Origin of the sequence: Bacillus sp. SD075, from assembly GCF_017355165.1 — a bacterium.
Lineage (GTDB): Bacteria > Bacillota > Bacilli > Bacillales > DSM-1321 > Peribacillus.
Genome location: NZ_JADILK010000037.1, coordinates 34,283 through 42,860 on the forward strand (window position 1 = coordinate 34,283; position 8,578 = coordinate 42,860).

The window sequence follows — 8,578 nt, forward strand, 5'->3', positions numbered from 1 at the left end:
TTTCATAGTATGATGATAAAATGAGCTTATTTTTCAGCGGATTTTAAAATCACTCAACAAACCTCGGGAGGAGGACGGCAATTTGGATATCAAATTAAATCAAAAAATCATAAAAGACATGTGCGGTGCCGTCTCCTTTAAAAGAGGGGAAGCATTTCATCGTGCCAATAAAGTGACATTTGAAAGTTACCGTCCTGCTGGTTGTGAAGCAACGGTTAAAGGAAAGGAAAACTTCCATGTCACGATTGAAGTGGATGCTGTCGGCGGATTTCAGACGAAATGCAGTTGCCCTACGCTTGCTTCCTTCCATAGGGATTGCCAGCATATTGCAGCCGTCCTGCTGTCGGTTTACGACCATCAGCGAGATGGAATGATTCCGGAAGGCCTGCATGGATACAGTTCCGATGCTCCAGGCAATAAGAAGTTGTCGGAGGGCTTGCTGACCCTTTTCAATAATCAGCCTGTACGCAAAAGCGTTCATCAGCGCCACTTTGAAAAAAGAAAGATGCTTGAAGTGGAATTTACATGTAAAACAATATGGATGGGAACGGAACAATATATGTTAGGACTGGAAATGAAAATCGCTGATTTTAATGTTGCGAATGTCCGGGATTTCCTGACGAGAGTAAAAGAAGGAAAGCCTGTCCAAGTGTCCCCTTCAACTATATATGACCCGGTAATGCATTGTTTTCAGAATGAAAATGATTCCGTGCTTCAGGAGCTCATTACAGTGATATCGGATGAAAAAGTCTATGTTGACGCCCTGACGGATAAATCTGAATATACCTTGGACAATCACTTATTACTTTTGCCTCCATCTTCTTTTCGAAGGCTTGTCACCGTCCTTGAAAAAGCGCCATTGGTGAAGCTTGCCTATGGTGGCCTTGCATTCAATGGCTTTCGTTTATCAAATGGACCGCTTCCTTTACAGTTTGACTTTACCGAAAGCGTGGGCAAAGGGTATCAACTGAATATTACAAGGCTGCACGAGATGATTGTCATGAATGCATACAAATTGGTTCTTTTTGAAGGGAAATTGGTTCAGCTCGAAAATGATGAGGATTTCCAGCGCCTTTCAGAGTTAAAGCAAATGATGGAAGATTCGGGGATGAATCAAATTATGATCCATCATGACCAGCTGGAGTTATTCCTGGACAAAGTGGTGCCAGGTTTGAAAAGACTCGGTGAAGTCCATATAGCAAGATCCATCACCGAATTGTTTTTGAAGGCACCGCTGGTTGCTAAGCTATATCTGGATCGAGTGAAAAACAGGTTGCTTGCAGGGCTGGAATTCATTTATGAAAATATCGAGATCAATCCTTTGGAAAAACACGAATCCAAGCCAGTCTCCATGATTATAAGGGATGTTGAGAAAGAGGCGGAGATACTAAAGGTGATGGAGGATAGCCAGTTTGCCAAGACGGACGGCGGCTATTTCTTGCATAACGAAGAGTTGGAGTATGAGTTTTTATACCACATCGTTCCGAAACTCCAGAAGCTTGTGCAAATCTATGCCACGACCGCTGTAAGAAATCGGATTTCCCATGGGAAGGCTGCACCGCGGATTAGGGTGAAGATTAAAAAGGAACGTACTAATTGGCTTGAATTCAAATTTGAAATGGATGATATTCCAGATAAACAAATACGTGAGGTCTTAGCGGCGCTTGAAGAAAAAAGGAAGTACTATCGTTTAAGGAATGGATCGCTGCTTTCCCTTGAAACAAGGGAATACGAGGAAATCAATCGTTTTCTGAATGCACTGCCCATACAGGATGAAGACCTGGAAAGCACGCTGAACATGCCAATCGTAAAAGGGCTGCAGCTCCTTGATTCCGTGAATGACAGCCAGACATTCACAATGGAGGAATCATTCCGTCAGTTTTTGGATAATATCCGGAATCCGGGCGCACTGGAGTATGTGGTGCCAAATAGTCTAAGCCCGACCTTGCGCGAATATCAAAAAGACGGCTACAAATGGATGAAAGTACTTGCCCAATACGGTTTTGGCGGGATTCTTGCTGATGATATGGGTCTGGGGAAAACACTGCAAAGCATCACGTTCATTTTATCCGAGCTTCCTGACATCCGTAAGAAAAGGGTTCCGGCGCTTATTGTCTGCCCATCATCATTGACCTACAATTGGCTGAGTGAATTCACTAAATTCGCTCCTGATATACAAGCTGTCGTCGTGGATGGCGACAAGACGGAAAGGGCGAAGCTGCTTAAGGAAGTGAAGGATGTGGATGTAGTGATCACCTCTTATCCATTGCTTCGGAAAGACATCATTTCGTTTGAAAAAAAGGACTTCCATACGGTGTTTTTCGATGAGGCACAGGCCTTTAAGAACCCAGTGACACAAACGGCACGAGCGGCCAAGAAGATAAAGGCGGCGCATCGCTTCGCGTTGACTGGTACGCCCATCGAGAATTCCCTAGAAGAGCTCTGGTCCCTTTTCCACGTCGTTTTCCCTGAACTATTCATGGGGTTAAAGGAATATAGCAACCTCTCAAGGAAGCAGATTTCCCGCAGGATCCGTCCATTTTTGCTACGGAGAATGAAAGAGGACGTGCTAGCGGAACTACCGGAAAAAATCGAGTCGCTGGAATCGATGGAACTGCTTCCTGATCAGAAGAAACTATACGGCGCCTATCTGGCGAAGCTGCGGCATGATACGCTGAAACACCTGGACAAGGACACCCTCCGGAAAAACCGGATCAGGATTCTCGCTGGCTTGACCCGGCTTAGGCAAATATGCTGTCACCCCGCCTTGTTTGTGGACGGATATAAAGGCAGTTCAGCAAAATATGAGCAACTGATGCAAATTGTCGAGGAATCGAGGCATACTGGAAGACGGGTGCTGATTTTCTCGCAATTTACAAAAATGCTTCAAATTATCGGCAGGGATTTGGCTATGAAGGGACAACCCTTTTTCTACCTGGATGGACAAACCCCATCAAAGGAACGTGTGGAAATCTGCAATCGGTTTAATGCAGGAGAACGGGATATATTCCTCATCTCTTTGAAAGCGGGCGGTACGGGTCTCAATCTGACGGGTGCCGATACAGTCATTCTATATGACCTTTGGTGGAATCCGGCAGTTGAAGAACAAGCTGCGGACCGTGCCCATCGAATGGGGCAGAAGAATGCGGTTCAGGTCATCAAACTTATAGCCCGTGGCACAATCGAAGAAAAAATGAATGAACTTCAAGAGAAAAAGAGACACCTTATTGAAGAAATCATTGACCCTGGAGACAAGTCGTCATCGCTACTTACCGAAGAGGACATCAGGGAGATCCTGATGATATAAGGGGGATACGGTTACGCAAACGTTTTTAAGAATATTAATGGAAGTAAAGCTGAAGGTACCCCATTGTTATGAAACAAACGGGCAAGATTACTGAGTGCCTGCTTAAGTAACGAGGCAGGCGGGAACAAGTTATAAATTGAATAATGTAAAGGTATAGAGCATTTCTTCGTAATGAAGGAATGCTTTTTATTTTTTTTATTAAAGGATATTTAGATAACAATAATAATATAATAAAAAACAACAATGTTTTATTGTGAAACGATAAAACATGTGATAAATTAAATGGACAATAAATAAGTGAGGTGCTTTTTTATGAAACGAGGAACAACACTCTTTTTAAAGATAGCTGTTATTCTTATGGGGATCCCAGTTCTTGCTTTGTGCATCTTTTTGGTGCCTGAGATAGCGAATTTTGCAGCAGAATTATATCCGGATATGACTTATTTGAAATATCTTGTTTTAATCGATTTGTATGCATCGGCGATACCTTTTTACTTTGCTCTATATCAAGCCTTTAAACTGTTAAGCTATATTGACAAAAACAAAGCTTTCTCGGAATTATCTGTAAGAGCTTTAAAGACTATCAAAAATTGTGCGATCACAATCAGTGTCTTGTATGTGGCAGGCATGCCGTTCTTTTATCTCATGGCGGAAATGGACGACGCTCCAGGTATCATATTAATCGGAATGGTCGTTATCTTTGCTTCAATGGTGATTGCAGTCTTTGCTGCTGTTCTTCAAAGGCTTTTACAAGAAGCCATCGATATAAAAACAGAAAATGACTTAATAGTCTGAGGTGAATAACTTGGCAATTATAATCAATATTGATGTGATGCTGGCTAAAAGGAAAATGAGTGTTACAGAACTTTCAGAGAGAGTTGGAATAACGATGGCTAACCTGTCCATATTGAAAAACGGTAAGGCAAAAGCGATTCGATTGACAACTTTAGAGGCGATTTGTAAGGCTTTAGAATGTCAGCCCGGAGATATTTTGGAATACCGAAATGATGAAGACACGCAAGATTGAAAAAAGTGGAAGATTTACCCGATGGAATATGGAGGACCAATCATGAGAGCACTGAAACAACTCGTTCGTTTTGGTTGGGAGCAGGCCCTGTCATGCTTGTTTCCTGCCGTTATTTTTGCCTCTTTGGCTATGACAAAATTCATACCGCTTCCCTTCCTTCCGCGGTATGACTGGCTGCTCATCATCTGCCTTCTGATGCAGTGGTGGATGGTGCGCTCTGGGCTTGAAACAAAGGATGAACTAAAGGTTATCACAATGTTCCACCTTATTGGACTTGCTCTTGAACTTTTCAAGGTACATATGGGCTCCTGGACATATCCAGGGGAAGGATATTCCAAAGTTTTTGGAGTGCCTCTGTATAGCGGATTCATGTACGCAAGTGTAGCGAGTTATTTGTGCCAGGCGTGGAGGAGGTTAAAGGTTGAACTGGTCAAGTGGCCGCCTTTTTTGGTCGTTGTATCTCTTGCCTCTGCAATTTATCTGAACTTTTTCACCCATCATTTTTGGATTGATGTTCGTTGGTGGCTATCTGGACTTGTAATTTTCGTATTTTGGCGAGCATGGGTTACATACGAAGTTGGTGGAACTCGTTATCGTATGCCAATCGCACTTTCATTTGTGCTCATCGGATTTTTTATATGGATAGCCGAGAATATCGCAACGTTCTTTGGAGCATGGGAATATCCAAACCAAACCGATGCATGGAGTCTCGTTCATTTAGGAAAGGTAAGCTCATGGCTATTATTAGTGATTGTTAGCTTTCTTATAGTAGCGATGCTGAAACAGGTTAAGGGGAAAGACTCCACTGAGATGGATGCTGGGCATTCTTTATAAAATGGCTTTATGCGTGAAAAATTCTGCTTCATTCAAGTTAGGGGAAAAGATGGCTGGGACATTACTAAATAAACCATCCTCAAAGACGAATCATTCTACGTTATTCTACCTATTAAACATCATGCTGTTTTCGTATATGTTGTTTTTATTCATCCATTCAAGCTGGAAGAACAAGTTCGTTCCATTGCGCTACAGACACTCGCTTTCCGCGGGGAGGAAGCGGGGCCTCCTCGGCAAGCCTGCGGGGTCTCAGCCGTTCCTCTATTTCCCTTAGTAGTCGATGGTCTTCCGCTCCATTACACTAGATGTTTAAAAATAGGATGCAAAAAGCAAAAAATCTATGGAAAAGAACCAATAAAGACCCGATCTATTAGCCGGAAATTCCGCTTATAGTTCGGGTTTATCGTGGACTTAAATACTTATGTCCCAGCCTCTTCTCTATGCTTTTATATAAAATAGGTCTTGATAACGTAATATCAGGATGGTGTTTGTAATGTGATGTCTATTCTTTTTTTTCTTCCTGGTTTCTCCTAAAGTGACATCCCTATGAAACAAGTTTTAATCCCACTGCTGCGCCAAGGACCATGGCTATAAAAACGACCCTTCGCCAATCTTTGGATTCCCCGTATAAGAGCATCCCGATTATCGCACCGCCTGATGCGCCGATCCCTGTCCAAATAGCATAAGCTGTCCCCATCGGCAAGGTTTGCATGGAAAAAGCAAGAAATAGGAAACTTGCCCCAAATCCGATGAATAACATCAGAAAGGATTGCCAATTACGGTCTTTGTGCAATTTATTTATCATCGCAACCCCAAACATTTCAAATAGCCCCGCTAAGATTAAAGAAACCCAAGCCATTAAGATTCATCCCCTTTCTCAGCCGTATCATCAGTCACTAGCTTCAAGCCGATCACTCCTGATAATAAGAGGAGGATCAATAGAGTTTTGCTCAGCTTGAAGGATTCCCCAAAGAAAATGATTTCGGAAAAAACGGTCCCGGCCGTACCCATACCGACAAACACGGCATATACCGTTCCGACAGGAAGCTTCCTGCCAGCCATTATCATCAAGTAAAAACTGATGATGATCGAAATGATCGTTCCAGACCAAGTCCAAAAGTCATCTGCATGTTTTAAGCCAATCACCCAAAATACTTCAAAAAAAGCTGCAATGAATACTTTAATCCAGTTTGTGCCCATGAAAGATCGCACCTCCGATTTTATTCTTACCAAAAAAACAAAAAAGCCCAAGAGATAACCGTTAAACAGTTTCTCCCAGGCTTTTATCCTTCCGTGACACAGCATGCTGTGAGTTTTCTCTCGGACCAGACCAGCAATAAGACGCACTGCGGAACCCTAGAAAACCTTTGACATATGCAATTACCTTTCATTATACATACTTTTTGAACTTGCTCAAGGTAAAAGTTTTGCAAAGGCCATGCCCATTTTAGCCTAATATCCGCATATATCCCGTAAAGTTTGCTACCTTGCAATATCATCAATTCATCATGACCTGTCAATGGAAAAAAGAACATAGTCAGTTTCTGTATTCAGGTCGAAAAAGCCTCGAAATCTTATCCGGGGCTTTTTTGACTTGCTATTTAGGCACTCACGGTCCGTTTCCGGGATGAACCTTCTTTTTTATTTGATATATAGCTATGCAAGATCATTCCTATGATGACGATAAAGATGCCGAACCACGATAACGGAGAAGGGATCGGTAAAGATAGGAATAGCAATTCGCCGGCTAAGGCAAAAAGGACCTCCATCGATTGTGTAGCTTCAACTGAAGCTAATTTCTGCATATTTCCGCTTACCAAATCGGTCGCCATGAAAAAAAGCACCGTGGCAATGACTCCGGAAAATAGGGCGACCAAAAGGGATTGGAAACTCTGTATCTTCGTCGGCGCCCCTACTGTAAAGAAGCCGTACAATGAAAGCAGGAACCAGAATGGCAGACTCGCCAAAGTCATTCCCAAAACCCGCTGGTAAGCATCCAAACGTCCTTCGGATACTTCCATCATTTTTCGATTTCCCAATGGGTATGCAAATGAGGCTATGACGATTGGAATCACTCCCAGCCAAAGATTGGCCATTGTTATGTGCTTGGTGTGCTCCACTTGCATCAGGATGATTCCAAGCAAAATGATCATGGACATGAGGAGGCCCTTCACAGAAACCTTTCCTCTTTGCCTTTCGAGCCCATCTTTCGTTTGGATATTTTCAAAAAACAGCGGCGCAAGCAATGCACCCGAAATGATCGTGATTTGCCAAGTGCCGGCGATTAGCCAGCCGGGTGAGTAAGCGGATGCAAAGCATAAAGGGGCATAAAATAACCCAAATCCGACAAAACTCCAAAGCAGCCAATGGCCTGGCTTTTCTCTCATCACCCGTAAAAGGGGACGCAGATTTTTTCGGCTTAATACGATACACAATAGAAAAGGCACCATAAAGATATAACGCAGCGAAGCACTCCATATCCAACTTCCGCCAGACAACTCCATGGCTTGATTTAAAACAAACGTAAAAGCAAAAAAGAAAGCGGAACAAATACCTAATATAATCGGACGCAATTGACTCACCTCAATCTGTTTTATAAGTCAGTAAGACTCTGGAAGTATGGCAATCGTTTCGGCTTTCCGAAAGATTTCTCAGAAATATCCACTATGTTAAAAGCAGAATGAATTTTCGGAATATAATAAGCGACCATTTTAAATTCTCCTTCAAAAGCAAAAGAAAATCAACAGGAATCTATTAGGCAGAGAAATTCATTCTCCATCATTCGACATGGAAGGATGGAGAATGGCTGTTGGAATTATATGATGGCGTTTTCATTTCAATCATGAAATGAACAAAATGTACCAGTTAAACAAGTTGAGAAACGTTGTTATGACGGGAGTCATGAAGGAATTACTAATATTTTATATAAAAATCATATAGAGGCAGATAATATACGAAGATACGAGAATTGACGAATATGGTAGGTAGTGGTATCTTTATAGAAGTGCAAATAATGTCGAATGGTGACGAAATATATAGATGCAACATTCGCAAGAAAGTTAGTGGGGTAATTTAAATGAAATCTACAGGTATTGTACGTAAAGTTGACGAATTAGGAAGGGTAGTCATTCCAATTGAACTACGCCGAACATTAGGAATTAATGAGAAAGACGCTCTGGAGATTTATGTAGAACAAGAGCGCATCATCCTACAAAAATATAAACCAAACATGACATGTCAGGTTACAGGTGAAGTTTCCGATGACAATATGAAACTTGCTGACGGTAAATTAATACTTAGCCCTGAAGGTGCCGAACTTCTCATTAAAGAAATTCAAGCCAGCATGGAAACGGCTAAATAATTAATCTACTAGATAAATAGCATCCAAGTGTAGGGAAGGTTCCCTACAC

The 8,578-nt window shown here is 42.1% G+C and carries 8 protein-coding genes and 1 riboswitch; of the genes, 5 read left to right on the top strand and 3 right to left on the bottom strand.

Going from position 1 to position 8,578, the window contains the following annotated elements:
• Positions 1–82 precede the first annotated feature (82 nt).
• From IOC57_RS19550 to IOC57_RS19565, 4 genes are all read left to right on the top strand, one after another.
• Positions 83–3,307 (top strand): DEAD/DEAH box helicase, encoded by a 3,225-nt coding sequence (locus tag IOC57_RS19550; RefSeq protein WP_207440258.1) that lies wholly within the window; start codon positions 83–85, stop codon positions 3,305–3,307.
• Positions 3,308–3,619: 312 nt separating this feature from the next.
• On the top strand, positions 3,620–4,102 hold the full coding sequence (locus IOC57_RS19555) for a DUF2975 domain-containing protein (protein ID WP_207440259.1): 483 nt from the start codon (positions 3,620–3,622) through the stop codon (positions 4,100–4,102).
• Between the two features lie 10 nt (positions 4,103–4,112).
• Complete coding sequence (locus tag IOC57_RS19560) at positions 4,113–4,334, top strand: helix-turn-helix domain-containing protein (RefSeq protein ID WP_063232556.1); 222 nt, start codon at positions 4,113–4,115, stop codon at positions 4,332–4,334.
• Positions 4,335–4,376: 42 nt separating this feature from the next.
• Positions 4,377–5,168 carry a DUF817 domain-containing protein gene (locus IOC57_RS19565; protein WP_207440260.1) on the top strand — a complete coding sequence of 264 codons (792 nt, stop codon included), beginning with the start codon at positions 4,377–4,379 and terminating at the stop codon, positions 5,166–5,168.
• Between the two features lie 544 nt (positions 5,169–5,712).
• Here IOC57_RS19565 and IOC57_RS19570 read toward each other — a convergent pair.
• The 3 genes from IOC57_RS19570 to IOC57_RS19580 all read right to left on the bottom strand — a co-directional run bounded on the left by IOC57_RS19570 (position 5,713) and on the right by IOC57_RS19580 (position 7,741).
• Positions 5,713–6,027 (bottom strand): DMT family transporter, encoded by a 315-nt coding sequence (locus IOC57_RS19570; protein ID WP_207440261.1) that lies wholly within the window; start codon positions 6,025–6,027, stop codon positions 5,713–5,715.
• Positions 6,027–6,368: a DMT family transporter gene (locus tag IOC57_RS19575; RefSeq protein ID WP_207440262.1), complete on the bottom strand. Its 342-nt coding sequence runs from the start codon at positions 6,366–6,368 to the stop codon at positions 6,027–6,029. The genes IOC57_RS19570 and IOC57_RS19575 overlap by 1 nt, the downstream gene beginning before the upstream one ends.
• A 70-nt stretch (positions 6,369–6,438) precedes the next feature.
• Positions 6,439–6,539: riboswitch (guanidine-I (ykkC/yxkD leader) on the bottom strand.
• A gap of 230 nt (positions 6,540–6,769) precedes the next feature.
• Positions 6,770–7,741, bottom strand: a complete 972-nt coding sequence (locus IOC57_RS19580) for a DMT family transporter (RefSeq protein WP_207440263.1) — start codon at positions 7,739–7,741, stop codon at positions 6,770–6,772.
• Positions 7,742–8,244: 503 nt separating this feature from the next.
• Here IOC57_RS19580 and IOC57_RS19585 point away from each other — a divergent pair.
• Positions 8,245–8,529 carry a transition state genes transcriptional regulator AbrB gene (locus IOC57_RS19585; RefSeq protein ID WP_053536026.1) on the top strand — a complete coding sequence of 95 codons (285 nt, stop codon included), beginning with the start codon at positions 8,245–8,247 and terminating at the stop codon, positions 8,527–8,529.
• Positions 8,530–8,578: the final 49 nt, after the last annotated feature.

Coding starts and splice junctions, on each gene's coding strand:
- IOC57_RS19555 (WP_207440259.1), top strand. CDS start 3,620: ATGAAACGAGGAACAACACTCTTTTTAAAGATAGCTGTTATTCTTATG.
- IOC57_RS19565 (WP_207440260.1), top strand. CDS start 4,377: ATGAGAGCACTGAAACAACTCGTTCGTTTTGGTTGGGAGCAGGCCCTG.
- IOC57_RS19570 (WP_207440261.1), bottom strand. CDS start 6,027: ATGGCTTGGGTTTCTTTAATCTTAGCGGGGCTATTTGAAATGTTTGGG.
- IOC57_RS19575 (WP_207440262.1), bottom strand. CDS start 6,368: ATGGGCACAAACTGGATTAAAGTATTCATTGCAGCTTTTTTTGAAGTA.
- IOC57_RS19585 (WP_053536026.1), top strand. CDS start 8,245: ATGAAATCTACAGGTATTGTACGTAAAGTTGACGAATTAGGAAGGGTA.